The following is a 24,441-nucleotide window of genomic DNA, read 5'->3' as shown; positions in this document are numbered from 1 at the left end:
AAAGGAGCACTAATGCTCCTTTTTATTATGTCTTAATTGTTCTAAGACAACTTCTGCAATTTCATTATTAGTCCACATCCAAGCAATATGGCCTAGTGCTTCTGAGACATGTTCTTCTAGTGGCTGGTCTTTAGGAGAAGGAACAGTCTTCATTAATGGCATGATTACTAAGTGAAAAGCAATCCAAACTGCTAAACCAAATGGAACTCCTTGATCAACAGTTAGCCACTTAACCTTCTTTTCGAGCAAGGCAGCATAGGTTGTTGCAAAGGAAATAGAAAATCCAAAGTGAACTAGATAGCTTACCCATGGTAATTTTTCACCAGAATAAGTGTAAGTTGCGTGAGTTAATTTAGCGGGTACACCCATTTGTTCAAGTAATTTTTGTGGTGGATTGGTTTTATTTCTCTCTGGTGTTCTTGGAGGGAGAATATTTTCCCAGCCTAACTTAACTAATCCAGAAATAACACCAGCAGCAGTACCTGCAATTAATACATTTTTCCAACTAAATTTTGACATTATCTTCACGTCCTTTTGTAGGTCCTTTGTTCTTATTGTAACAAATTCAGTCCTTAGGGGATGATTTAAGGTCTTCCTTTGCATGAACATTTTTAGCAGCCATCTTGTTTAAGTAGATCCAAATTTGTGAACGATATTTTCTTAAAATATATAACAGGACTAAATAAACAATGATGCATAAACTGATCCAGAGCGGATTTTGTGAAATAAAGGCGGCAAAGACTAAAGCGTTAAGAGGCCGAGCCATCAAATTAAAACTAGTTACTAAGACAATTCCGGCTGGGATAGCAGCGCCATACTGAGAAATAGCACCCGTATAAATTGAACCAAGCCAACTAGCAGCATATAAACCTAAGCTAAACCAGATAACGCCGTTTGCAATAACTTTTAAGATATTGCCGTCAGTAATAGCAACAATTGATTCAACCATAAACGGTAGTGAGATTAAATCAACTACAGGAAGCGTTTTGTTTCCAGGTAAAAGAAAAGCAATAACAACCATGATTGGGATTAAGATTATGCCAGAAATAATCGTAGCTGATTCACCATATCCTACACCGTCATCAACTGCTAAGAACCAGCGCTTTTTATCATGAACTGGATCTACTTCTGGCTGCTGATTAGCATTTTGCTTTCTTGTTTGATCAATCTGCTTGGCTAGCGGAGTAAAAGCTTTACTGAAGACATTAGTAACTAAAGGAAAGATGGTCATCACAGCTGATAATTGAATGGCAAATTGGAAAATTTGCCCCCAAGCTTTGATGGTAGCTAAATCTTTAAGATTGCCTAAGATACCAATTACTATTCCTAGGATAGCTCCTAATGTGGTTGGCTCACCGAAGACGCCAAATTTGTTTTTAAAGGCTGCTGGGGTTAGATTTGCCTTATTGAAGCCAAGCATATTCCAAAGCGGATCAAGCAGAATAGCTGGAACTGTTTGGACGATATTTTGAGCAGCACAAACAGTAGTATTTTCAATCTTGTAGTATCTTGACCAACGGTCCGCTTGGATTTCAGCTAACAATAAGGTATAAAGCAGCATGAAAAAGGATAATCCAAGGGAGATCCACCAATTATGAGTTACATAAAAAGCTAATGTACCCCAAATCATGAAACCAAAATTGTTCCAAAGATTTGAGGGCATAAAAACTTTAGTAACGCCAACAGCAAACAAAATAAATTCTGCAATTAGTCCAAAGACAAAAAAGGTTAAACCAACTGGAGATCCAAAACTTGCAAGAGAACCAGCCTGCCAGCCAATATCGACAATAGGCAATTTAATTCCAGTATTATCAACCATTTGCCGGACAATCTTTGTCACTACAGGAGTAAACTCATTAATGATCCAAGAAAATCCAGTTAAGCCAACTCCTGCATAGAGTGCGCACATCATTGCTTTTTTAGGTTTTACTTTTAAAAATAAGGCAATGATAAAGATCATAACAGGAACAATCACTGTGGCACCGAAGGCATTAAAAAAAGTATGAATATTGTTTAGCATTAGTTTGCCTCTTTTCTTTCCATCTCAAGCATCCAATCTTAGTATAGAAAAGAAGAAAAAAGAAGGCTAATAATTAGAATTATGTATATCAGTGTGCTAGTAAGTTTAAATTATTTTATTTTTGAAAAGATGACTTATGCTTTATCTGGATATTTTTAGCAGCCATCTTGTTTAAGTAAATCCAAATTTGTGAACGATATCGTCTAAGAATAAATAATAAAATTAAATAAATGATAATACATAAGCTAATCCAAAAAGGATTGCGAGAAATAAAGGCAGTAAAGATCAATGCATTAAAAGGTTGAGCCATCAAACTAAAGCTAGTGACTAGAATAATGCCAGAGGGAATTGTTACGCCATAATGAGCAATAGCATGAGTATAGATTGGCCCTAACCAGCTAGCTGTATAAAGTCCTAAACTAAACCAGACTATACTAGTTGCGATAACTTTTAGAATATTACCATTTGTTATTGCCACGATTGATTCCACCATAAATGGAAGTAAAACCAAATCAACGATTGGCAAAGTTTTGTTGCCAGGCAAAAGGAAAGCTAAGATAAGCATAATTGGAATTAAAACTATTCCTGAAATTATAGTAGCCGATTCACCATATCCTACGCTATCGTCAACTGCCAGAAACCATCTTTTTTTATCATGAATTGGATTTATTTCAATGCCAGAATTGGATTTTTGCTTTTGCTTACGACTTTTATCTATTTGTTCAGCCAAAGGAGTAAAGGCCATATTAAAGACTGTTGCAATCAGAGGAAAAATGGTAATTACAGCTGATAATTGAATAGTAAATTGAAAGATTTGCTCCCAAGCACTGACTTGGTTGAGCTCTTTGATATTTGCAATTAGGCTGATAAATAGTCCTAAAGCAGCTCCTAGAATTGGAGATTCACCAAATATTCCTAGCTTATGCTTTAAGGTGGTTGGTGTGAGAGTAGTTCGATTAAAACCTAGTCGATTCCAAAGCGGATCAAGTAAAATAGCGGGAATTGTTTGAACTATATTTTGTGCGGAGCAAACAGTAATGTTTTTGCTTTTATAGTAAGTTGACCAACGGTCTGCTTGAATTTCGGCAAAAAGTAGCGTGTAGAGAAGCATGAAGAATGAAAGCCCTAAGGAAAGCCACCAATCATGAGTAACGTAGAATGCCAGACTTCCCCAGAGCATAAAAACAAAGTTATTCCATAAGTTGGATGGCATGAAGACTTTTGTAATTCTTGTAGCAAATAAGATTATTTCTACCAATAGTCCAAATATAAAAAATGTTAAACCAATAGCTGATCCAAAACTGGCAACTGCTCCAGCCTCCCAGCCTATGTCAACGATGGGGCTTTTAATTCCAGTGTTGTTGACCATTTTATAAACAATTTTGATAACTATTGGAGTAAATTGATTGATAATCCATGAAAAACCAGTCAAACCAATTCCTGCATAAAGACCATAAAGCAAGCTTTTCTTAGGATCATACCCTACGAATAAAGCGATGATAAAAATTGTTGTTGGTATAACTATCGTTGTACCAAAAGAATTAAAGAAAAAATTAATAGTATTCATCAATGGTGATCATCCCTTGTAACTAATAACATAAGTATATCCAGATGGGGGGGTCAAGCAAGTTACTTAATGCTAAGAGCAGGTTAATCTTCGTATTTTTTTATTATATTTTGTATAATACTTTTATAGTATTTTTCTATTTTTTATTTAAGGAAGGGGTAGTATGGAATATTTAAAGCTGTTAGGAATATTAATAATTGTGGTCGGCTTTGTCCTAAAGTGGGACACAACCGCAGTTGTAGTTATCGCAGCAATTGTAACGGGACTATTCTCAGGAATGGATTTTGTTAAGTTGCTGGAAGTAATTGGAAAGAGTTTTGTAGACAACCGAATGGTAAGTTTGTTCTTCTTAACTTTACCAATGATTGGACTAGTTGAATCTCATGGGTTAAGAGATTATGCAGTTAATGCGATTAAAAAGTTGAAGAAATTAACTGCTGGAAAGATTTTAAATATCTATCTTTTAATTCGTGAATTAGCTGGTGTCTTTGGAATTTCTCTTCAAGGACAAGTTCAATTCGTTCGTCCATTAATTGCGCCAATGGTAATTGCTGCTGCTGAAGACCAAGATAAGAAGAAATTAACTGAGTCAGAGATTGACTTAATTAAGGGTCGTAGTGCAGCAGTTGATAACTTTGGTAACTTCTTTGCTCAAAACTTGTTTGTGGCTTCAGGTGGTGTGCTTTTAATTTCTTCAACAATGAAGTCGCTTGGCTATAAGGTTGATCCGGTTGGAATTGTGCTTAATACGATTCCAATTGCGATTATTACTTTTGTTTTAGTCTTTGCTTATAATCTTTACTTTGACCGTCAGATGAAGAAATGGGAGGGTCAATAAAATGCAAAATACGATTAACTTTTTACTCGCCATCCTTTATGCCCTGATTGGTTTATGTATGGCGGTTGCTGGAATTGAAACTTTAAGAGATAAGGCAAATAAGGCGAGAATTGGAACTGCCGTTTTTTGGTTCTTCTTGGCAATTATTTTTGCCTTTGGAGATTGGATTCCAGCTGTTGTATCGGGTGCGATGGTTTTAGTAATTGGAATTTTAGCTTTGTTTAAGCAAATTCAAGTTGGTAGCTTGCCTAAGCTAGATCCCAAAACCGCGCAAGAGGGTGCGAAGCGTTTAGGAGCTAAAGTATTTTTACCAAGTATAGTTTTAGCATTAACTTCTATTTTGATTGCGCAGTTTACACCGCTGGGTGGTCAAGTTGGAATCGGTATTGGTGCTGTTGTTTCATTGATCTTAGCAATTATTTTAACTAAGGCTCCGACTAAGCAAGTCTTTAAAGACTCACAAAGAATGGTACGAAGCGTTGGTGCACCTGGCGTTTTACCGCAACTATTAGCTATGCTTGGAGTAGTCTTTACCACTTGCGGTGTTGGTAAGCTAACTGCTAATATGATTAGTCATGTTTTTCCAGCTGGAAATCATTTCTTAGGAGTGGCGTTATACTGTATTGCGATGGCGCTCTTTACTTATATCATGGGTAATGCCTTTGCTGCCTTTGCTGTAATTACAGCAGCAATTGGTATTCCATTTGTAATTGCTCAAGGAGCCAATCCAGTAGTTGTTGCGGCAATTGGAATGACATCAGGATACTGCGGAACGTTGGTAACGCCAATGGCTGCTAACTTTAACACCTTACCCGTTGCCCTGTTAGAAATGAAAGATCAGATGGGCGTTATTAAACAACAGGCCCCAATCGCAGTTATATTATTGATTGTTCAAATTGGTTTGATGTACTTTTTGGCATTTTAGTCTTGAAAGGATAATATTATGAAAATTTTAGTAACAGGTTTTGATCCCTTTGGGGGAGATAAAATTAATCCAGCAATTGAAGCAGTTAAAAGACTGCCTGATGAAATTAAAGGTGCAGAAGTTGTTAAGTTAGAAATTCCAACTGTCTTTAATAAGTCAGCTGAAGTTGTAAAAGAAGCAATAAAAAAAGAAAATCCTGATTATGTCTTAAATGTTGGTCAAGCTGGCGGACGCTTCGGCTTAACACCAGAGCGAGTAGCAATTAATATCAATGATGGACGAATTCCAGATAATGAAGGCTACCAACCACTTGGTGAACCAATTCATAAAGATGGAGAAACTGCCTACTTTACACAATTGCCAATTAAGGCAGAGGCGAAGGCAATTAGGGATGCAGGCTTACCAGCTAGCGTTTCAAATACTGCTGGTACTTATGTATGTAATCATATTATGTATCAAGTTCAATATATGAGAGATAAAGAATTTCCTAACATTAAGGCAGGATTTATTCATATTCCATTCTTACCTGAGCAAGTTGTAAACCGTCCTAATACTCCATCCATGGCGCTTGATGACATTGTTAAAGGATTAACTGCAGCTCTTAGCGCTATTGTTGAACGTGATGGTAAGGGCGATATTGAAGCAATTGAAGGCGCAAATCACTAAAGCGTAGGTGATTTATTGTATGTTTTGGATGTTTCTAAGTTTAGCGATTATTGGATTCATTCTATGCTTACTAGTTAGGCAGCATATTATTAAATATGGTTTTCCATTTGCTTATTGCTTAATTGGAATTATTGTTTCTAGTTTTGTATGTTTAACACAATTTGGTAATCATGATACAAATTTCGATTGGTATGGTTATCTAGTAATTGTGTTTATAGTTGAAACTTGGTATTTATATCATTACTTTTTATTAAGATCATGAAAAGAGGCTAAGGTAGCCTCTTTTAAGTAAGGTCAAGCACGTAAGGTGTTTGGCCTTTTTCTTTGTTGTTTTTATAATCTTATCGTTTTACTTTTTATTGGCTGCAGTTGTAAGTACTGCTTCACTTAAAATGCAGCAATGGTTAGTTAATGCAATTGCTCAGAAAATTTTAGCCTCAGGAATTGGCTTGATTAATACGATCCTTATGGTACTGCATCAGTGATGACTACGTTATTAACGACATACGTTTTAATCGGAATCCAAAATTTTGTACTTGTTTGGTTCTGTCCATCTCATTAAAATAGTGATAAAAATTTTTGATTAGGGGTGAAGGTAAAAATGACAATAGGAGATCTGCTTAGGCAATACCGTATTAACCAAAATAAAACTTTGCAAGAATTTGCGGGTAATATAATTGATCGATCTTACTACGGAAAAGTAGAAAGAAATATACATCAAATTTCAGCGGAAAACTTAATTAATCTGCTTAGATATAATCAAATTGATGCTATAGAATTTATTGAAACTTTAGACCCAAATTATGAAAACTATCAAAGTCAGATTCAAATTCAAAAAAAGATAATGGAAGAAGCATATTATCAAGTAGATAAAGATAAACTAAAAAAGGTTAAATTAATGATTACAGAAAGTAAATTATCTGAAAAAGATAAAGAAATTCAAAATTTGATTGCTGATGGACTTTTAGAATTACTAAATCCGGATAAACCTAATCAAAAAATTAGAGATGAGATTAAGAAGAAAATTTTTGAAATTCCAAATTTCAATAGTACTAAGTTTATGCTGTATTGCAATTCTATGCGTTTCTATAGTTTGGCTGATAACGAAGCAATTGTTAGAAAGATAATTGAAAAGTATCAAGTGCGTGAATCTATGCTTGTTAAAAAATCTCTACTTTCTTTAGCTATTAATGTTTTAGTCCTTTCTATCGAAGAAAATAAATTTGAGAATATTGATTTTTATAGTGATTTTGCTAATAAGGTTCCAACTAATCCTGATCTTTTCTTTTATAAAAGTGCGATGACCTTTTTTACTTATTTCATTCAATATAAAAAGAATCAAGATAAGTCTGCGTTGCAATATTGCGATGCTATAATAAAAAGTTTTTGTCTTGTAGGTATGCCTGAGTATGGGGAAGAGCTACGAATATAGTCTGGATTGTTGCCGCTATGATTTGATCGTACAAAGAACGCAGTTTTAAACTGCGTTTTTTATTATGCCTGTTAAGTGATCGTGACTATATATTGGGATTGTTTAAAAAATGAATGTAGACGCTATGTTAAAAATTGTATTTTTTTCGCTGAGCTTTTAAATACTTAAACATATCTAGGTAGGTGGTGGCTTGCACACTGCACCCTAAATCTAAAACTTCTGAAATTAATGTAAGTATTGGTTTGTCATCACCATTTTTCATGTAATCAATTGCCTTTTGCAAATAAGTCAAGGTTAGAGTAAAAAACATTAAATATTGTGGTAATTCGATTTTTTTAAGTTCTTTGACTAATTTCTGAGCATAAGACAATTCATTAAGTGAAATCAGCCGTAAAATGCCATCTGATAAACTTCCCATAATGATTTCTAAGTTAAAACTAGTTTCAGCTTCTTTAAGACGGTCAATATTACGAATGATTTGCATTGAACTACCATAAATTTGCTTAGGATTGAATAGAAAAATTGATGCACCAAACGCTGAAATATAGTATTGACTCCATAAATTGACTTTTGAAAAAATTGCAAAAAGCTTTTTTTGGTCAATAGGAGGCAAGTAATTTTTATGTTCGATGATAAAAAGTTGATTACATAGATTAGCAGCCATAAATAAGTCAAACTTATTATGATTTTTATGATACTTAGTTAGTTGTTTTTGTGTAACTCGTTTGAGAAACGGAATATTTTCTTTTTCAGTAGCTTCAGAAAGCTCAGGATCTATTTCGGGTCGTGGTGAAAATTTGGACCAACCCATAAATTCATGACTAGTAATGTGAATTCTATTTAGTAATTTCATTGCCGTACTAAATTCAACCTCGACTTGATCATTTTCCCAGCGTGATAGTTTTGATTCAGAACAGATTCCGCTGCAAGCCTCTTTTTGCGTAATACCTTGTTCTAAGCGTAATTCTTTGAATTCATGACCATACATTTTTTCATTCTCCAAAAACTAACTTGCAGATCTGCAAGAGATTTATTTTTAAGTATAATCTCATCATATACTCTTATCAACAAGTTTAAATCGATGAGGGGATGAAGAAGATGCTGTTTAAGTATTCAAATAAATTTAGATTCATATTGATGATTATCTTTGGTTTAATTGCTAGTTTTCAAAATATTATTATGGCCAATGTTGTGCAAACACTAACTAATATTGCTACTAATAAGAACTGGGGCAAAATTACACAATTTTTGATTATTATCATTGCAGCATTAGTTGTTACCTTAATTGCAAGCCTAGTATTTAACAGATTGAAAACTAATACAATTAAGGAAACTAACACTTATTTAAGAACACATATTTTGGGTGGAATGCTAGAAGAGTCAAAAGACGAAAATAATGATAGTTTAGGATTTTTAACTAATGATTTTAAACTACTTGAAACTAATCGTTTTAATGCTCAAATTGAAATTATTATGCAGATTTTTTCGTTAGTATTAGCACTAGGCTATGCTTTAGCAGTTAATTGGCTACTTACATTACTATTCCTAGTTGGATCTTTTATTCCAATGGTTGTTTCTAATGTTTTTCAAAAGCCTATTCAAGAATCTTCTGAAAAGTGGACTAGTGCTAATAGTAAGTATGTTAATCAGACTAAAAACTTCTTAGCAGGTGTTGAAACGCTACATTTATATGATGGTCAAAATCAGGCGGTTGCTAAAAATAAACAAACAATTTCTAAGCTAGAACAAGCATTGAGTAATATGAATCTCTTAAACCTTGATACGAACTCATGGATTAATTTTGTTGGAAATATTGTTACATTTTTGATGCCATTTCTATTTGGAATTTATTTAGTTGTAAAAGGACAAACAAGTTTAGGAGCTTTATTTGCAATTGTGCAATTAGCCAATTCATTTATAAATCCAATTTTATTTATCTTAGATGATAGAAGTAAATTGTCTACTACTAAGAAGATTGTTGAGAAGGTTAATGACTTTTTAGATAAAGAAAAAGATGCAGAAAATAGAAAAGTTGTAAGTTTACAGGATTTACAAGTAGAAGATTTGATCTTAAAGAGAGATGGTAAGCAATTAGCTACTGGGATTGACTTAAATGTCAACCTAGGTAAGAAAATTGCTGTCATTGGACCATCTGGAGCAGGAAAATCGACTTTATTGCAGTTCTTACTATATGGAAAATATGGAAAAGCAGAGGCGATTAGATTAAATGATAAAAGAGTAAAAGCTGGTACATTTCCAGACTTATTCTCATATGCAAGCCAAGCACCGGTTATTTTTGCGGATAGTCTATTGTTTAATTTGACTTTAGGAAAAAACATTTCCCGGGAAAAGGTAGAGGAAGTTTGCGATAACTTGGACTTGAGCGAATTAGTTAAAGAAAAAGGCTTTGACTATCAATTAGGAGAAGCAGCCGATAAATTATCAGGTGGACAACTAGCACGGATTGAGTTAGCAAGAGCAATTTTAATGAAGCGCCCAGTGTTATTACTTGATGAAATTAATGCTTCCCTTGATAAGAAAACTTCTGATATAATTCATAAATATTTATTAGCTTCAAAGTTAACTTTTATTGAAGTGATTCACCACTATGAGAAAGATGAATTGAAGCAATATGACGAAATACTTGACTTGAAGGAACATATTTAGATGAATTGGAAGAAAACATTATTTAGTATTGGCATTATTGTAATTATATTAGTTGGAGGATTGACAATGTTTAATGTAGCTAATCAAAAAGTTGTTAATCAGGATTATTCACTTTCTAAATTTACTAAAGTAGAGATAGATATTCCAACAGGAGATGTAGTTTTAAAAGCAGGAAATAAATATCATGTTAGTTACTCTGGATTAGAAAAAAATGTCCCTAAAGTTGAGGTTAAAGATAGTAAATTAAAAATTAGTTTTAAGAATCAAATTACCCACATTCGTTTATTTAACTTTAAGCAATTAAATTCTAAAATCGTCATTGAAATGCCGAAAGAACAATTAGAAAGTTTAAATGTTGATAATTCAAATGGTAATTTTAGTGCTGATTATTTAGCAGTGAAAATAGGCGATATTGATTTATCAAACGGCAATATCGATATTAAAGATTTGAAGACTAAAGATGGAATTAGTTTTGATACTTCAAGAGGAAATATTAGAGTTGAGAGCAGTAATGCGACTGGTTATGATCTAGATACTTCTCTTGGGAAAATTACAATTAGTGGTAAAAAACATGGTGATTCCTTTGAAAAGAATAGTGACTCTAGGAATGTTTTAGAAGCAGACACTTCTTTGGGTAGTATTTCAGTAAATTAGAATATAAAAAAACGAATTAGCTATTTGTTGATTAAATCAACGGCTAATTCGTTTTTATTTTAGTGATTTTTTATGCCACGTTTAATGTAGTAGTTCAAGATAAATGGTGAGAGGACAGTGGTGATAATAATTACCAGGATTAAACTTGAATAAATATCCTCTGGGAAGAGGTGGTGCGTAATTCCGATTTGAGCAACAATCAAGGCTACTTCACCACGTGATACCATCCCAGCACCAACGATGTTTCCCTCATTTTTGGTAAAGCCAAATAATTCACTTGAATATTTACCAGCCCAGAACTTAGATACGACAGCTAAAATTGTCATTACAATAATGAACCAAATATCTTTAATAAAACTAGCAAATGTCATTGAAAGACCAATATTTACAAAAAATACTGGGATAAAAATTGAATATCCAATTGCACTAACTGAAGATTGAACTTCTTTATATTGCGGAGTTTGTCTGATTGCAAGACCGCCAAAAAAGGCCCCTACAACCGCACTTAAACCTACAAAGTCAGCTGCCCAAGCCATTGATAAGGCAAGTACAAGTGATCCAATAACTACAGCATAATCGACTTCAATTTTTTCTGCTAATTTCATAAAATATGGTGCGATGAATTTGAAGATAATCCAGACTACAACAAAATAGATTACTTCAATTAATAAATTAAGAAAGAAATTATTAGTTAAACCACTTTTACCGCCTTCATGACTAAAGGTAGTAAATAAACTAAGCACAATTACTGCTAAGATATCATCAACCACAGCTGCTCCTAGAATAGCTGTACCAGCTCGGGTATGAATTTGATTAGCTTCTTGCAACACGACAACTGAAATTGAAACACTAGTAGCCGCAAATACAATTCCGATAAATAGGGCTTCAAGGAAGTTCATTCCAAATAAGTAGCTTGCAATTCCCATGAAGAAAACTGGTAGGATAACGCCAATTCCAGCAACAGTGAAACTTAGATTGAAATATTTCTTCAATAATTCTAAGTTACTTTCTAGCCCAGCTAAGAACATCAACAGAATTACACCAAACTCTGAAAAGAGCGAAATGATTTCGTTTGGCTTAACTAGACCTAAAATGGCTGGTCCTAATAAGATTCCTGATAATAATTGACCAATAACTGCTGGCATATTAAGACGAGAAAAAAGTTGTCCTAATAATGTAGTAGCCAGCAGAATTAAAATTAATTCTCCTAAAAAGTGCATTTCTTTCAACTTTCTATAACTTTGTGGCAAAATAAAAAACTTTCAAGCGCTTATTGACCCAAATAAGCAAATCTTGAAAGTTTTAAATAAAACCCAACCACTAATGAAAAATATTTAACTAAATTTTAGTTTAGCTAAAAAATTTCTTGGTTGCAAACTAGTTTTTTTATTTCTCTAATCCTGTTTGTTTAGGATTGGTTGGCTTAGTTTTAGCAAGAAGAGCAAGCAAGATAGTAATTAAGTCGACTACTTCTTGTAAAATTGCACCCCAGAATGCTGGAATGATACCGGTAAAGGCAATCAATTCAATTAAGATAACGATACAAATTGCGGTAATAATATCAACGTGGGCAACTTTCATCGTATGTTTAGAAATTGCGACAGCATCGTTAACTTTAGAAATATCATTAACCATAATAACTGCATCGGCACTTTCGCTAGCAGCGGTTGCACCTTTAGCACCCATAGCGATACCAACATCAGCAGCCATTAAACTAGGTGCGTCATTAACACCATCTCCAACCATGGCAACTGGTCTGAGATTAGGTTTAACATCTCTAATAGCCTGAATCTTTTGAGCAGGAAGCAAATCAGCGTGAACTTCGCTTTCTCTAATTCCGGCTTCTGTAGCAACTTTGTCGGCTACAGATCTACGGTCACCAGTCAGCATCATAATTTGCTTGATACCTTGACGGCGAAGACGAGCGATTGTTTCTGGGGTGTTTTTTCTGATTTGGTCTTGGAAAGTAATATATCCAGCAAATTTATTGTCAATTGAAACAAAGACAGCTGTTGATTGAACTGTGATTTTTTCTTGATCAGGATCAACGTAGGCAAGTTTACCAACTTTTACTAGTTTACCGTCTACTTCACCGCTAACACCCTTAGCAGTAGCCTCTTTTAAGTTGGTAACTGGTTTAATTAAGTTTTTATCTGTGCTTTTTACTAATGAAGTTGCGATAACGTGACTTGATTGTTGTTCAACGCTAGCTGCCAAACCTTGTAATTCTTCTTTTGAAATTGAGCTATCTTTTGCTAAAACGACTTGGTCAATAACTAGTTGGTTTTCGGTTAAAGTACCGGTTTTATCAAAAGCAAAAGTTAGGGTACGAGATAACTTTTCAAGCGTAGTACCAGACTTTACAATAATGTGGCTACGCGACATTGAACTCATGCCTGAAACCATTGCAACTGGCGCAGCAATTAACAATGGACAAGGCGAAGCAACAACCATAACTTGCGCAAAACGTAAGAAGTGACCTTGCCAACCTAGTGCTGGATTAGTTACAGCAGAAGTAATCATAGCTGCAATACCAATAATTAAAGAAATAATGGTAAATGGTACAGCGTAGCGGTCAGCCATTTTAACGAATTTAGCAGGTTTTGCTTCTGAAGACTTAACTAAGGCAACGATTGATTGATATTCAGAATCTTTAGCAGCTTTAGTAACTTTCATTTCTACTGCTGCATCCCCATTAATTGATCCTGACATTAAGTCATCGCCGACTTTTTTATCTACTGGAACTGATTCACCAGTTAATGAAGATTGGTCAAAACTAGAATTACCTTTAATGATTTCTCCATCAACAGGAACTTGACTACCTGGCTTAATTAAGACAATGTCGCCAATCTTTAAATCGTCAACTTTAACTTCTTCAATCTTGCCATTGACTAACTTATCAGCAATTCTTGGTGAGTTTTGTAATAAAGAACGTAGTTCCTTGTCTGCTTGACTGGTAGCGTAATCTTCAAGTGAGTCACCACCGGTAAGCATGATTAAAATCATCCAAGCTGCCCAATAGTCGCCAACAATCATTGTTGAAACCACGGCAATAATTGCTAAGATATCTACACCCCAGCGTCCTGATTCAAGCGTATGAATCATTTCACGGAGCATTGTAATTGCCATAAAAATTCCGAAGATATCAATTAAGATACCTGAGATTGGCCATGTACCAATTTTAGGAGCTCCACACAGAAAGTCTAAAATCGCTGCAATGACACCAATTCCGAGAATTGTGAAAAATTTCCATTGATGTCTCATTAGCTTTACCTCCAACTAAATTAACAATAATACTAAAACATTATTACTATACCACTTAATAGATTAAATTTAAGCAATTTAGCTTGCTTCGCTCGGATCGCTCTTTTTAGTAATGTCATATTTATCATCAATTGAATGAGTTACGTAATTAAACGCCTTAATCCATTCTCTTCTTGTAAGTAATCCTTGAAAAATATTGTTGTCATTTACAACTGGAATAAAAGGATTATCGACTAAAAGATGCAGCTGCGTTTCAAGATTAGTATGGGCAAAGTTGATCGTTTCAAAGTCTGTTTGCATTACGTCTTTGACTTTCAAGTCTGATAAAGGTTCGATAACGATATTATCAGGCGTTAGCATCTTATCTGTAATCATTGATAAGCTGATTAAACCAACTACTTTTTGATTCTTATCTAAAACTGGAATTTTTGAGTATTTCATTTTAGTAAGAATTAAAAATGCATGGTAGAGTGGATTTTCATCTTCTACGAATGCAATTCTAGAGGCAGGGATGATAAATGAGCCTGCTTTTTCTTCAATCAAGGATCGAATTGATGGTGAGAACATATTAATCCTTCCTATGCTTAAATAACTAATTTTTAAAATTTGTATTCCCTTTCACTTCTATTATAGGAAAGTCTTGGAAATAAGCCCACAAAAAAATCCGCGCTGGGAAAGACGCGGATTTCAGATATATAAGTATAGGATCAGTCAAAGACTGATAAATGTATTCAATCTACTTGGAGGAGTAAGAATGAAAATAAAAAGTTGGATGTTAATGCTAATAGCGATGGGGTTTTTGTTTTCCCCCGTTGCTATGGTTTATATATTAGAGGGAAAATGTGAACAAATTGTGACGTTTTTTATTAAAAAAGTTAAATTTGTTAAAAAAGTTGGGATAAATTATAAACTTGCGCCCCAGCTATAGTAATAATTGTGCTTTATAAATCATTTTTTTCATCTGAAGGAAACTTTATGCAATTATTTTTAATAAAAAATGGGATTGGTATGCTTCTTATTAAGAAGAAAGCTTAAGTCGATTCATTGCTAAATATGCTATGTATTTTGGCATAATATTGCCAGTGGAAAATCATTATTCTAAAAATTGGTATGATATAATTTATATATAAATGAAATCGCTTTTATCATGATCAAAACATAATATTTTTTACTAGGCTAGAAAGTTGGTATTGTCAAAATGGAGTATCAAGAATATATCAGCTTGCTTGAAGCGTTCAGATTAAGTTTGACGACTGAAAATGATCCTAACGTTGTTCAAATAGTTGATCAGATAAATGAAACAATTGCTAATTTGAAAACAGGGAAATATCACGCTGTCGCTTTAACATCGCAATTATTTGATGTTGTTAGTTTAGTTGAAAATTTAATGGCGTTTAATGACTTAAATTTGAATACTTTTCAAAGTAAGGTTTGGAATAAGTTAAGAGATGCCACCTATCAAAGATATACTAAAGACGGTAACTTACTTAATTTCATTCCATTTCCTTAATAATCATCAGTACAAGAAAAGAGAATCCATAATCAGGATTCTCTTTTTTAATGCGCTAAAAAGAAAACGACCTATGCTGGGAAGTGCATAAGTCGTTTCAAAGATAGATAATCAGCCTTTAAGCTGATCTTGTTATTATTCAATCTACTTGGAGGAGTAAGAATGAAAATAAAAAGTTGGATGTTAATGCTAATAGCAGTGAATTATTATTAATCCACTACTACAATTAATATATTATAGTACAAACTAGAACCAAATATAATATACTTGCTTAATTTTTTATTTTCATATAGTAAATGGACTGTTCAGGTATAATATCGAATTAAGGAAGTTGTTTACTAGGTAGGGAAAGCTAATGAAAAGATTTTTAAAGATTCTGTTTAAACTAATCTTAATTTTGGCAATTATTGCTGGGGCTAGTTATGGCGGTTACTATGGCTATCAGCAATATCAAAAGCGAGAACAGGCAAAAGCAACGTTTACTTCTAGACCTGATGTAGAAAAGGCAAAGGATGGCACAAGCATTAGCCCAGGTCATCATAATTTGGCTTACTTTAAGAAGTTATTGAATGAAAAGTATCCTGATGTCTATAGTGCAGCATATGAAACGCCACGTGCTAGTAAAATTGGTAACAGTGTCGTAATCCCAGGACAAGTTGTAACGCCAAGCTATGATTTCAATAAAAAGAAAATTACAGATACAGATTCGATGACTCCTCAAGGACTAACTGTAGCGGGGAAGTACTTATTAATTACAGCTTACGATTCAACACATAATCATCGCTCAGTTATTTACTGTTTAGATAAAAAAACTGGTAAATATTTGAAGACTATTCAGGTTTCTGGATCTCCGCATTTAGGTGGTATTGCTTATGATCCAACTGCTAAAAATATTTGGGTAACAGGTAGTCAAGATGATTCTTCGGCCCTAATGTCTTTTTCATTAAAGAAACTAGAGAAATACAGTTATAATAAGAAAAAGCAACCTATTCAATATGACAATGTCATTGCTTTGCCAACGATTGAAAGAGCATCTTGTGTAACTTATTATGATAATCAATTGTTTGTTGGCTTTTTTAATACAGATGGTCAAGGACAAATTGCTAGTTATCCGATTGCGCGTTCAGGGAACTTTAAGGGAACAATCACTAGTGACCAAATTAAGGCAGTAACTGGTCAAGTATCTTGGGCCTTAGGTTCTGGAAGTGCCTCAATGGATCGACAGATTCAAGGAATTGCCTTTTATCAAAATTGGATTATTTTGAGTCAGTCTTATGGAAGCAAGGATTCTAAGTTATACTTTTTCCCAATTTCAGCTTTAAACTATCTAGATGAAGGAAATGCAGAAAAAGTTGTAGTTATGCCGCCATATTTAGAACAAATTTATGTTCAAAATGGTCAGCTATTAATGTTATTTGAATCTGGTGCAAAGGCTTATGCACGTGATCAAATTATGATTGTCGATCGAATTTTATCAGCAAATATTAATGCCTTATTAGGGGGTTAAAATGGTTAAGAAGATAGCTTTTTGGGTACGATTAGCAGGCTGGAGTGGCTTGATATCAGGAAGTAGTGTTTTAATGCTGTATCAATATTCGCATAGCAGCTTGTTTTTAATAAACCTTATTACAATTGTTTTATTCTCGGCCTATGCTTTAGCAACTGCCAATGATAAAAAGTGGGAAAATCCTGATTGGCTTTTAAAGGTAATCTTAGTAGTGTTAGTGTTTGTTTCGATTTTACCGACTATTTTCTTAGGAATTGGTTATTTTATTGAAAGAAAACGTAATCAATAATAGTGAACTATCCATAACTAAGGCTATTTTTGGTATAATTACTTCTGTTCATGCTATTTTTCTAAGAAATAGTAAAAATGTTAACCTGTTTTATAACAATGTTGTAAAATTTAGAAAAAAGATTACGAGGTGTAAGCATGGCAGAAAATAAAGATAAGCAAAATAATACAAAGAAAAAAGAGATCGGCCTATTCATTGCCAAAACTCTCTTTTACTTTGCAGTGCTTGTAGTGCTAGTTTACTTGTACTCATATAGCGGCATTGGGGCTGCAAAATTTATTTATAAAGATTTCTAGAACTGAAAGGGTCGCATTAAATGATTAAAGATGTAATCAAGACAATCGATCAAATTGCTACTGAAGATCCAAAGCGGATCGCCTATGATTATCTTGGCGAAACTAATACTTATGGAGACTTGAAAGCTCGCTCAGATGCATATGCAGCTAAGATTAGCGAATTAGATCTTCCCGAAAAAGCCCCAGTAATGATTTGGGGTGGTCAAACCTTTGAAATGATCGCCAGTTTTCTTGGTGCTGTAAAAGCGGGACATGCTTATATTCCAATTGCTAGTTATTCTAATAGTGAACGTTTATTAATGATTCAGGAAGTTTCTGAATCACCTTTGGTAATTGCAATTGATAAGCTTCCAATTGAAATGGATAATATCAAAGTTTTAACTCCTGAGGAAGTTTCTGACAATCACGCAGAGATTGAGCAAAGTAAATTTGTAAGTGGGGATGATAACTTCTATATTATCTTTACTTCAGGTACTACCGGTAAACCTAAGGGTGTGCAAATTAGCCATGATAACTTGCTGAGCTTTGTAAATTGGGAGTTAAATGACTTTTCACTTCCAGATCAACCTAGTTTCTTAGCACAAGCTCCATACTCTTTTGACTTATCTGTCATGAGCTTATATCCTGCTTTAACTGCAGGTGGCAAGTTAGTAGTGTTACCTCATGATGTAACTGAGAACTTAGGTCAGTTATTTAAGACTTTGCCACAATTAAAATTTAATGTCTGGGTTTCAACACCATCATTTGTAGAGATGAGCTTTTTAGATCCAACTTTTGACGCGAAGCACCACCCAGAATTAACTCATTTTTTATTCTGCGGTGAAGAATTAAGTCATAAAACAGCAAAAATGCTTAAGATGAAATTCCCAGATAGTCATATTTTCAACACTTACGGCCCTACAGAAACAACTGTTGCTGTTACTCAAGTAGAAATTACTGATGATATTTTGAGCAAGTATGATCGCTTACCAATTGGTGTTTCTAAAGAAGATACTAAAATCTCAATTGATACTTCAAAAGGTGAAGAAAAGGATCAAGGCGAAGTTATTATTGAGGGACCTAGTGTTTCAAAAGGCTATTTAAATAACCCAGAAAAGACTAAGGCTGCTTTCTTTAAAGACGGAGAGCATTCAAGCTACCGTACTGGAGATTTAGGATTTTTAGATGGCGATATGCTCTTTTATCGCGGAAGAATAGATTTCCAAGTTAAGTTCAATGGCTATCGTATTGAACTAGAAGAAATTAACTTCTATCTTGCCAAGAACCCATTAGTGCGTTATGGCGTTGTTGCTCCTAAGTACAATAAAGACCACAAGGTTCAACAACTAGTTGCTGTAGTTGAATTAGCTGATGGAGTGCGAGAAAAGTACGATGATGCTGAATTGACTAAAAAGCTACGTGAGTCTTTAAGTCAAGATATTATGCCATATATGCTTCCTCAACGCTTTATCTATCGTGATGAAATGCCAATTTCTCAAAACGGTAAGGTAGATATTAAACAAGTAATTAAGGAGGTAAATAACGCGTGATCAACATTCAGCCATATAGTAATCCGCGTTACTTCGTCATTCTTTTTATTGCGCTTTTGCCATTAATTATTGGTTTATATCATGGTCGGCGCTTTAAGACTTATGAAGCTTTCGTTTCATTACTATTCTTGTTTTTGATGTTTAATGGTAAGGACTGGATACAGGGAGTCCAACTGATTGGATATATTATTTTCCAATTTTTAATTACTTTTGCTTATCAAAAGTATGTTAATTCTGGAAAGAATAAGACCTCTGTTTTTTGTTTAGCCGTTATCTTAGCAATTTTGCCTTTAGCAGCGGTAAAGATCGCACCATTAGCACACAATAAGACTGCTGATTTAATTGGATTCTTCGGAATTTCATATTTAACTTTTAAGACAGTGCAAGTTATTATGGAACTTCGCGATAAAACTATCAAAAAAGTTGATCCAATTACGTATGCAAGATTCCTCCTCTTCTTCCCAACTATTTCCTCAGGTCCTATTGATCGTTATCGGAGATTTAAGGAAGACTATGATAAGGCGCCAGAGAGAGACAAATATATTGAAAACCTAAAATTTGGGACAAGATATATTTTCCAAGGTTTCTTGTATAAATTTATTATTGGTTATGTCTTTGGTACTTTGTGGTTGCCGCAATTAGCTAGAGATGCACTATTTTATGGTCAAGCCAATGGTGGTCTACGTTTATCTTGGGCTCTTCTTGGTTATATGTATTGCTACAGTATGTATCTCTTCTTTGACTTTGCAGGATATTCTTTATTTGCTGTAGGTACTTCATATTTCATGGGAATTAGAACTCCGATGAACTTTAATAAACCATTTATTTCTCAAAATATTAAAGATTTCTGGAATAGATGGCATATGACTCTATCTTTCTGGTTCCGTGACTTTATCTTTATGCGTTTTACATTCTTTGCAATGAAGCATAAATTGGTAAAGAATAGAATTAGATTATCGCAACTCGCATATTTAGTAGATTTCTTAATTATGGGCTTTTGGCATGGCTTAACGTGGTACTATATCGTATATGGTATTTACCATGCTTTGGCAATTATCATCAACGATATTTGGCTAAGATTTAAGCGCAAGCACCGTAAGCAGATTCCACATAATAAGTTTACTAAGTGGTTTGCGATCTTCTTAACATTTAATGTTGTTTGTTTCAGTTTCCTAATTTTCTCAGGTTTCTTGAGTACATTATGGTTTGGCTGGAAGTAATTTATTATTTTTGAAAGGATTTTCTTAATTATGGATACAAAGCAAGCTGTTTTAGATATTTTAAATGAATTAACTGGTGAAGATTTAAGTGATCAAATGGATGAAAACATTTTTGAAAATGGTTTGTTAGATTCCATGGCAACTGTTCAAATGTTACTTGAATTACAAGATAAATGTGGTGTTACTGCACCAGTTTCAGAATTTCACCGTGAAGATTGGGACACTCCAAATAAAATCATTGCAAAGGTAGAAAGCTTAAGAAATGAGTAATAAACGCAAACTGTGGCAGATTTTTGGCCCAGTTCTTTGTGCTTTCATTTTGCTAGTGATCTTATTTTTGATTCCATGGCAAAATGGTGAAAAGTCAGATAATGCTTTATTTAAAGCTTCAGTTTCACAATCTCAGACTGTTTTTAAGGGACAATCAATTAAGCAAGCCGCTTTTGAAAAAAACTATGTTCCATTTTATGGCTCTAGTGAATTATCAAGAATGGATGCTTTGCACCCAAGTGTTTTAGCTTATAAATATAAGAGAAATTATCGACCTTTCTTATTGGGAGGACCGGGAAGTCAATCATTAACCCACTTTTTCACTATGCAAGAAACAGTAAATCAACTTTCTAATAAGAAGGCTGTATTTATTATTTCTCCGCAGTGGTTTACTAAACAGGGACAAAATCCAGCTGCTTTTGGCATGTACTTTTCTCAGCTTCAAGCTGTTGACTGGATTTTAGGTGCTAAAGATAGTGTTGCTACGCGCTATGCTGCAAGACGTTTATTAGATATGCCTGCTGGCACTGCTAGTGAAACTACGAAGTATGCCTTAATGACATTAGCTTCAGGACAAAAACTGTCTAAGTATCAAACCTTATACTTGAAGGCTAGACGTCGAATGCTAGCTAATGAGGATAACTTCTTTTCTTCTATAGGGATGACTAACAATATCCCTAAGATTCAAAAAGAAGCTGGTAAATTACCAGGTACTTACGCATATGATAATTTGCGTCAATTCGCTAATGAACAAGGTAAGCAAGGTACTACGAACAATAAATTCGGTATTTCTAATGGTTTCTTTGATAAGAAACTAAATAATAAGCACTTAAAGAAGTTAAAAGATTCCCAGCGAAGCTTTGACTACACTAAGTCGCCAGAATATGCTGACTTTGAATTAGTATTAAATGAGTTAGCTCATGAACATGTGAATGTTCTGTTTATTATTCCACCTGTTAATGAAAAATGGGCTAAGTACACCGGCTTATCTCAAACAATGTATCAAGAGTGCGTTGCTAAAATTACTAAACAACTTACTTCTCAGGGCTTTAACAATATCGCCGATTTATCAAAAGATGGTGGAAAGAAGTTCTTCATGGAAGATACGATTCACCTTGGCTGGAACGGTTGGTTAAAAGTAGATCAATATGTTAAGCCATTTATGGAAGAAAAGAACCATCCGGTTAATTACAAACTTGATAGTTACTACTTCACTAAAGCCTGGGGTAATAAATCTGACGTAAAAATGCCAAATACTAAAAGTAAGGTAGCGACAGATATAAAAAAAAACTAGCACAGGCAGGAATTATTGGTAACGTCTTGGCGATTAAGAATAATAAAGTAATTCTTAATGAGTCAACTGGCTATGCTAATATCAGTAAAAAAGTGCGTAATACGCCGAAGACTGCTTTTTTCATTAATTCAGTCAATAAAGTTTTTACTGGTACTTTAGTTATGAAACAGGTTGAGCGAAAGAAACTAAAGCTTAGTGACAAATTATCGAAATTTTATCCTCAAGTTCCGCATGCTAATCAAATAACGATTGAGCAGCTTCTAACTATGGAGGCTGGTTTACAAGGAAAAGATGAGTCAAATTATGGAACTCCTGTCTTCAAAAACAACCAAGCAGGGATTAAGTATGACATCAAGCACAATGTAATTTTTGATAAACGGCACTATAATCAACGTGTATATTCGTCAATTAATTACATTTTGTTATCAGGTATTTTGGAAAAAGTAACTCATCGTTCTTATGAAAACCTTGTGAAAGATACTTATATTAAAAAATTGGGTCTGTCTGAAACTGAGTTTTATTGGGATATTCCTAAGAATAAGCAAATTAAGGTTGCAATCCCTTATACAAAGAGCTCTCAGGGATACTTAGTCCCGCACTTTATCTCAGCTGATAAGGTACATGGGGACTTAGGAGCAGGATGCTTGGTAATGTCCAATAAAGACCTGTATCGAGCTACTAGTGCTATTTTAAATGGAGAAATAATCAAACCTTCTTCAGTACAAAAAGTCTATACTCCTTCTGATCCTGCTAAGTATAATGCTGGTTTTTACAATTTCCCTGATTTTCATTCTTCAAATGGTTCTGGAGATGGTTACACAACATACTATCGAATTTCTAATGATACAAGGGATGTATTAGTGATTCAGTCTAATTATCCGGTTAAGGATTATTTTAAAGTAAGACAGATGTGTAATGATCTTATGGAAAATTTGATAAAGGCTACTTCATAGAGATGGAAACATGTTTTCCATCTCTTTTTTGCCATTTAAGCATCGCTAAAACTGGTTGTGTAAGTAAGATTGCTGTGCTAAGATTTACCTGTACCGTTGTAACAAAGTGCGTTTTCTACGGTAGCGAAAACGTCGCTTTTTATTTGGTCAGAATAACGGTACCTAACACTGTGTGAGCCTGATTCCGATGTTGGTGGAATTAGGCTTTTCTTATGAAATTAGATAAAATAAAAGATCGCTATTTAGCGATCTTTTTCTTGTTATAGGTATTAATCATTGCAAATAGAAGGACGGAAATTAAAACTAGAACGGTACAAAAGATAAATAAAACTAAGTAAGAAAAATTATCAATTACTAAGGCACCAATTAGTGGTCCCAAAGCACGACCAGCTGAAGTAACTGATTGGACAATACCTTGATATTTTCCCTTATCTTTATTACTTGCCCGATCATTAACAAAAGTGGAGACAGCAGGAAAGGCTAAAATTTCTCCGCAAGTAAGGACAGCCATAGCTAAGACAAAGCTGAAATAGTGATTTGCTCCGATTAGCAACAAGAAAGCTAGTCCAAATAGACTAAAGCCAATATATAAACGACCGTGTAAGTGCTGAGTTAGCCAATCGTCGAAGTAAGTTAAAAGAGGTTGAATGAGTACGATTAAAACAGCATTTAAAGTCCAAAGCAAGCTGTATAAACGCACACTCATATGTAAGCCTAACATGTAGGAAGAAATGTTCGAGTTCCATTGCTCATATGTGATCCACGCTGCTAGAACACAAATTAAGATAGAGAAAATAGCTTTTTTTGCACCATAGGGAATTTTTTCTTGATATTCTGATTCAGCTACTTTTTTACCTTTTGCAGCATGAGCCTGATTTAAACCGCGATATTCAAGAAAAACCACGATACTTAAGAATGCAAACATAATAAAGGCAAGTAGAAAAATATAAGTAATACCAAAGGGTAAAATAAATCCAACCATTAACGAGCCAAATACTAGTCCTAGGTTTTGTGTAAAATATAAAACATTAAAAACATAAGAAGCATTTCGACTCCTAATTAGAGTAGCGATAGAATTTAGACCAGTAACTACGATCCCATTCCCTAAGCCTAGAGTAATTAACAAGATTGGATATGCTGGCCAGCCATGAAAGAGGACTAATAAAAAAGTGGATAGTGTAGAAATGCTTACGCCAGTTAAAAGCGTTTGATATGGATGCCACTTATCAAATAAAAAGCCACCTAGTGCATTTCCTACCATTGTAAAAGCTGAGTTAATAAATAATACAATACCAGCTATAGTAAGCGTTTCATGAAGATAATTGTGAATATAAATTGTAGTTAGTGGCCAAATAAAACTAACGCCGGTATTGATGATTAAAGAACCAGCAAATAGCCAAATTAACTTAATAGGGTCTAGCGCATGCTTTTTTAACATGGGTGTTCCTCCTTTTAAATTAAGATTTATCGTATAAAAAGAAGCTGACGTTTGTCAGCTTCTTTTTAATAATGCTACTTTCATTTTGACCTAAGATAGTCT

At 34.1% G+C, this 24,441-nt stretch carries 25 protein-coding genes, 1 pseudogene and 1 other annotated feature; of the genes and pseudogenes, 18 read left to right on the top strand and 8 right to left on the bottom strand.

Annotated features, from left to right (window positions below):
- Nucleotides 1-9: 9 nt before the first annotated feature.
- The 3 genes from LpgJCM5343_RS09095 to LpgJCM5343_RS09085 all read right to left on the bottom strand — a co-directional run bounded on the left by LpgJCM5343_RS09095 (nucleotide 10) and on the right by LpgJCM5343_RS09085 (nucleotide 3,587).
- Nucleotides 10-519: a DUF1440 domain-containing protein gene (locus LpgJCM5343_RS09095; RefSeq protein ID WP_101891038.1), complete on the bottom strand. Its 510-nt coding sequence runs from the start codon at nucleotides 517-519 to the stop codon at nucleotides 10-12.
- Nucleotides 520-565: 46 nt separating this feature from the next.
- Nucleotides 566-2,020: a PTS galactitol transporter subunit IIC gene (locus LpgJCM5343_RS09090; protein WP_003650634.1), complete on the bottom strand. Its 1,455-nt coding sequence runs from the start codon at nucleotides 2,018-2,020 to the stop codon at nucleotides 566-568.
- A gap of 115 nt (nucleotides 2,021-2,135) precedes the next feature.
- Complete coding sequence (locus LpgJCM5343_RS09085; RefSeq protein ID WP_039157851.1) at nucleotides 2,136-3,587, bottom strand: PTS transporter subunit IIC; 1,452 nt, start codon at nucleotides 3,585-3,587, stop codon at nucleotides 2,136-2,138.
- Between the two features lie 163 nt (nucleotides 3,588-3,750).
- On the opposite strand from LpgJCM5343_RS09085, the gene LpgJCM5343_RS09080 reads away from it, so the two are divergent.
- The 6 genes and pseudogenes from LpgJCM5343_RS09080 to LpgJCM5343_RS09055 all read left to right on the top strand — a co-directional run bounded on the left by LpgJCM5343_RS09080 (nucleotide 3,751) and on the right by LpgJCM5343_RS09055 (nucleotide 7,448).
- Nucleotides 3,751-4,425: a DUF969 domain-containing protein gene (locus LpgJCM5343_RS09080; RefSeq protein WP_003649806.1), complete on the top strand. Its 675-nt coding sequence runs from the start codon at nucleotides 3,751-3,753 to the stop codon at nucleotides 4,423-4,425.
- Between the two features lies 1 nt (nucleotide 4,426).
- On the top strand, nucleotides 4,427-5,350 hold the full coding sequence (locus tag LpgJCM5343_RS09075; RefSeq protein WP_077959239.1) for a DUF979 domain-containing protein: 924 nt from the start codon (nucleotides 4,427-4,429) through the stop codon (nucleotides 5,348-5,350).
- Nucleotides 5,351-5,368: 18 nt separating this feature from the next.
- The gene (gene pcp, locus LpgJCM5343_RS09070; RefSeq protein WP_003650640.1) at nucleotides 5,369-6,016 is read left to right on the top strand and encodes a pyroglutamyl-peptidase I; all 648 of its coding nucleotides are present in this window, start codon (nucleotides 5,369-5,371) and stop codon (nucleotides 6,014-6,016) included.
- A 19-nt stretch (nucleotides 6,017-6,035) separates the two neighbouring features.
- On the top strand, nucleotides 6,036-6,278 hold the full coding sequence (locus LpgJCM5343_RS09065; protein WP_077959238.1) for a hypothetical protein: 243 nt from the start codon (nucleotides 6,036-6,038) through the stop codon (nucleotides 6,276-6,278).
- A 76-nt stretch (nucleotides 6,279-6,354) separates the two neighbouring features.
- A pseudogene (locus LpgJCM5343_RS09645) lies at nucleotides 6,355-6,521 on the top strand (MFS transporter); the annotation flags it as partial.
- A gap of 96 nt (nucleotides 6,522-6,617) precedes the next feature.
- Nucleotides 6,618-7,448 (top strand): helix-turn-helix domain-containing protein, encoded by an 831-nt coding sequence (locus LpgJCM5343_RS09055; RefSeq protein ID WP_101891039.1) that lies wholly within the window; start codon nucleotides 6,618-6,620, stop codon nucleotides 7,446-7,448.
- A 127-nt stretch (nucleotides 7,449-7,575) separates the two neighbouring features.
- Here the strand turns inward: LpgJCM5343_RS09055 and LpgJCM5343_RS09050 are convergent, their stop codons facing one another.
- The gene (locus tag LpgJCM5343_RS09050) at nucleotides 7,576-8,436 is read right to left on the bottom strand and encodes a helix-turn-helix domain-containing protein (RefSeq protein WP_003649814.1); all 861 of its coding nucleotides are present in this window, start codon (nucleotides 8,434-8,436) and stop codon (nucleotides 7,576-7,578) included.
- A 101-nt stretch (nucleotides 8,437-8,537) separates the two neighbouring features.
- Here LpgJCM5343_RS09050 and LpgJCM5343_RS09045 point away from each other — a divergent pair, with 101 nt between their 5' ends.
- Together LpgJCM5343_RS09045 and LpgJCM5343_RS09040 are read left to right on the top strand one after the other, a co-directional pair.
- The gene (locus tag LpgJCM5343_RS09045) at nucleotides 8,538-10,115 is read left to right on the top strand and encodes an ATP-binding cassette domain-containing protein (RefSeq protein ID WP_101891040.1); all 1,578 of its coding nucleotides are present in this window, start codon (nucleotides 8,538-8,540) and stop codon (nucleotides 10,113-10,115) included.
- Entirely contained in the window at nucleotides 10,116-10,769 is a 654-nt protein-coding gene (locus LpgJCM5343_RS09040) for a DUF4097 family beta strand repeat-containing protein (protein WP_101891041.1), read from the top strand.
- Nucleotides 10,770-10,828: 59 nt separating this feature from the next.
- Here the strand turns inward: LpgJCM5343_RS09040 and LpgJCM5343_RS09035 are convergent, their stop codons facing one another.
- The 3 genes from LpgJCM5343_RS09035 to cbpB all read right to left on the bottom strand — a co-directional run bounded on the left by LpgJCM5343_RS09035 (nucleotide 10,829) and on the right by cbpB (nucleotide 14,600).
- Nucleotides 10,829-11,989 (bottom strand): cation:proton antiporter, encoded by a 1,161-nt coding sequence (locus tag LpgJCM5343_RS09035; RefSeq protein WP_039158111.1) that lies wholly within the window; start codon nucleotides 11,987-11,989, stop codon nucleotides 10,829-10,831.
- 48 nt (nucleotides 11,990-12,037) lie between these two features.
- Nucleotides 12,038-12,088: a sequence feature (sodium ion sensor (DUF1646 type); this cis-regulatory element may regulate processes involved in with the transportation of sodium ions), on the bottom strand.
- A 67-nt stretch (nucleotides 12,089-12,155) separates the two neighbouring features.
- On the bottom strand, nucleotides 12,156-14,033 hold the full coding sequence (locus LpgJCM5343_RS09030; RefSeq protein WP_003649818.1) for a heavy metal translocating P-type ATPase: 1,878 nt from the start codon (nucleotides 14,031-14,033) through the stop codon (nucleotides 12,156-12,158).
- Nucleotides 14,034-14,111: 78 nt separating this feature from the next.
- The gene (gene cbpB / locus LpgJCM5343_RS09025) at nucleotides 14,112-14,600 is read right to left on the bottom strand and encodes a cyclic-di-AMP-binding protein CbpB (RefSeq protein WP_101891042.1); all 489 of its coding nucleotides are present in this window, start codon (nucleotides 14,598-14,600) and stop codon (nucleotides 14,112-14,114) included.
- A 187-nt stretch (nucleotides 14,601-14,787) separates the two neighbouring features.
- Here cbpB and LpgJCM5343_RS09455 point away from each other — a divergent pair, with 187 nt between their 5' ends.
- From LpgJCM5343_RS09455 to LpgJCM5343_RS08980, 10 genes are all read left to right on the top strand, one after another.
- Nucleotides 14,788-14,961 carry a hypothetical protein gene (locus LpgJCM5343_RS09455; protein WP_157955017.1) on the top strand — a complete coding sequence of 58 codons (174 nt, stop codon included), beginning with the start codon at nucleotides 14,788-14,790 and terminating at the stop codon, nucleotides 14,959-14,961.
- Between the two features lie 270 nt (nucleotides 14,962-15,231).
- On the top strand, nucleotides 15,232-15,543 hold the full coding sequence (locus LpgJCM5343_RS09020) for a hypothetical protein (RefSeq protein ID WP_101891043.1): 312 nt from the start codon (nucleotides 15,232-15,234) through the stop codon (nucleotides 15,541-15,543).
- Nucleotides 15,544-15,898: 355 nt separating this feature from the next.
- A complete protein-coding gene (locus LpgJCM5343_RS09015) occupies nucleotides 15,899-17,050 on the top strand; it encodes a YncE family protein (RefSeq protein WP_077959231.1) in 1,152 nt (383 codons plus the stop codon).
- Between the two features lies 1 nt (nucleotide 17,051).
- Nucleotides 17,052-17,339, top strand: a complete 288-nt coding sequence (locus LpgJCM5343_RS09010) for a hypothetical protein (protein ID WP_020807624.1) — start codon at nucleotides 17,052-17,054, stop codon at nucleotides 17,337-17,339.
- Between the two features lie 137 nt (nucleotides 17,340-17,476).
- Nucleotides 17,477-17,635, top strand: a complete 159-nt coding sequence (locus LpgJCM5343_RS09005; RefSeq protein ID WP_003649824.1) for a teichoic acid D-Ala incorporation-associated protein DltX — start codon at nucleotides 17,477-17,479, stop codon at nucleotides 17,633-17,635.
- Between the two features lie 20 nt (nucleotides 17,636-17,655).
- Nucleotides 17,656-19,164 (top strand): D-alanine--poly(phosphoribitol) ligase subunit DltA, encoded by a 1,509-nt coding sequence (gene dltA, locus LpgJCM5343_RS09000; RefSeq protein WP_003649825.1) that lies wholly within the window; start codon nucleotides 17,656-17,658, stop codon nucleotides 19,162-19,164.
- Entirely contained in the window at nucleotides 19,161-20,384 is a 1,224-nt protein-coding gene (dltB, locus tag LpgJCM5343_RS08995) for a D-alanyl-lipoteichoic acid biosynthesis protein DltB (RefSeq protein ID WP_003649826.1), read from the top strand. Before dltA ends, dltB begins: the two co-directional genes overlap by 4 nt.
- Nucleotides 20,385-20,414: 30 nt before the next feature.
- Nucleotides 20,415-20,654, top strand: a complete 240-nt coding sequence (gene dltC, locus LpgJCM5343_RS08990; protein ID WP_003648200.1) for a D-alanine--poly(phosphoribitol) ligase subunit DltC — start codon at nucleotides 20,415-20,417, stop codon at nucleotides 20,652-20,654.
- On the top strand, nucleotides 20,647-21,948 hold the full coding sequence (dltD, locus tag LpgJCM5343_RS08985; RefSeq protein WP_003650905.1) for a D-alanyl-lipoteichoic acid biosynthesis protein DltD: 1,302 nt from the start codon (nucleotides 20,647-20,649) through the stop codon (nucleotides 21,946-21,948). The genes dltC and dltD overlap by 8 nt, the downstream gene beginning before the upstream one ends.
- A gap of 26 nt (nucleotides 21,949-21,974) precedes the next feature.
- Entirely contained in the window at nucleotides 21,975-22,901 is a 927-nt protein-coding gene (locus tag LpgJCM5343_RS08980) for a serine hydrolase domain-containing protein (RefSeq protein ID WP_077959230.1), read from the top strand.
- A gap of 238 nt (nucleotides 22,902-23,139) precedes the next feature.
- Here the strand turns inward: LpgJCM5343_RS08980 and LpgJCM5343_RS08975 are convergent, their stop codons facing one another.
- On the bottom strand, nucleotides 23,140-24,339 hold the full coding sequence (locus LpgJCM5343_RS08975; protein WP_101891044.1) for an MDR family MFS transporter: 1,200 nt from the start codon (nucleotides 24,337-24,339) through the stop codon (nucleotides 23,140-23,142).
- Nucleotides 24,340-24,441: the final 102 nt, after the last annotated feature.

This window comes from Lactobacillus paragasseri (assembly GCF_003584685.1).
GTDB classification, from domain to species: domain Bacteria; phylum Bacillota; class Bacilli; order Lactobacillales; family Lactobacillaceae; genus Lactobacillus; species Lactobacillus paragasseri.
The sequence above is the reverse complement of the archived record's forward strand: the minus strand, read 5'-3'. Positions and strand labels throughout refer to the sequence as shown.